The organism is Psychrobacter sp. AOP31-B2-9 (genome assembly GCF_052378005.1).
Taxonomy (GTDB): domain Bacteria; phylum Pseudomonadota; class Gammaproteobacteria; order Pseudomonadales; family Moraxellaceae; genus Psychrobacter.
In genome coordinates, this window is sequence record NZ_JBQSXG010000286.1 from 1 (window position 1) to 1,087 (window position 1,087).

General features: G+C 44.9%; 2 protein-coding genes. Both read right to left on the reverse strand.

All coding sequences use genetic code 11. The annotated features are described in order from the left end of the window. Nucleotides 1–16: 16 nt before the first annotated feature. Nucleotides 17–523: an IS630 family transposase gene (locus ACT3SX_RS15215; RefSeq protein WP_192992684.1), complete on the reverse strand. Its 507-nt coding sequence runs from the start codon at nt 521–523 to the stop codon at nt 17–19. 44 nt (nt 524–567) lie between these two features. Beyond that, nucleotides 568–1,053, reverse strand: coding sequence for a winged helix-turn-helix domain-containing protein (locus tag ACT3SX_RS15220; protein WP_192521011.1), 486 nt, complete (start codon nt 1,051–1,053; stop codon nt 568–570). Nucleotides 1,054–1,087 lie beyond the last annotated feature (34 nt).

The window sequence follows — 1,087 nt, forward strand, 5'->3', positions numbered from 1 at the left end:
ATACCAAACCCAACAATTAAAGTTGCGCCCAAGCACGAGCAGTTAACGACCGAATTCTTTGTGGCTGTTTAAGCAAATTATTCCAAGCCAAGCAAGCGGCATCAACAATAGCCTCATAACTGTCATAACAACGATTGGATAACTCATTTTGCTTAAGGTACTGCCATACTCTCTCAGAGGGATTGAGCTCAGGTGAATAAGGCGGTAGTTTAAGCATAGTGACATTAGCCTGATTCAAGCTTGGTTGATGCCATAATGCGCCATCCATCACCACCACCGCATGACGTCCTTTTGGAACGGCTTTACTAATCTCTTGCATATGCAATAACATGGTGTGTTTATTAACGAAAGGCAGTACTAAGCCGACAGCCTTCTTTGTCGCTGGACAAAAGGCACCAAACAGATAAGCGGAATGAAACTGTTGCTGCTTGATCAGTCGAGGTCGCCCACCGCGGTAATGCCAAACTCTGGTCAATGAGCCTTGTTGTCCTATTCGAGTTTCATCTTGAAACCAGATGTCCACTTGATCTAGGCTCACATCAGTAGGCAGTGACGCCTTAACCTGTGCTATAAAGTTTTTTTAAAAGCGTCTTGAGCTTGTGGGTCGGCTTTTGGATGCTGACTACGAGCACTTATCCAACTCATATCAATACGCTTGAGTAGCTCGTAGATACCGTTAACGGTGTAGTGAGCGTTGTAGTGTTCTTTAGCCAATTGCTGAATGTCTTTGCCGGTTAGACGACCGCCAGCGCGCTTTTCTTGTTCAGAGACTATCATGGCTTTAAAAGCGGCTGTGTCTGCTTCTGCCAATTTGCTGTGACGACCTCGACGATGACGATCATAGAGACTCTCAAGTCCTCGTTCATAATATCGCTTCAATGTCCGTCTGGCAGTTTCAGGATGTATGCAGAGGTCTTTGGCAATATCGTTGGTGGCTTTGCCTATACTATATTGGTGTAAGATGAGCAGGCGTAGTCGGGCTCTGGGATTGCGCTCAGTCTTTGAGTGTTTGCCAAAGTCATGGTCTTCTAGGTTATGTATTGGTATAGTCATAAGCGGATTATACTATATATTTTGGGTTTGGTAT

Excerpts from the sequence above, each read along its gene's own strand:
- ACT3SX_RS15220 (WP_192521011.1), bottom strand. The coding sequence starts at position 1,053 with ATGACTATACCAATACATAACCTAGAAGACCATGACTTTGGCAAACAC.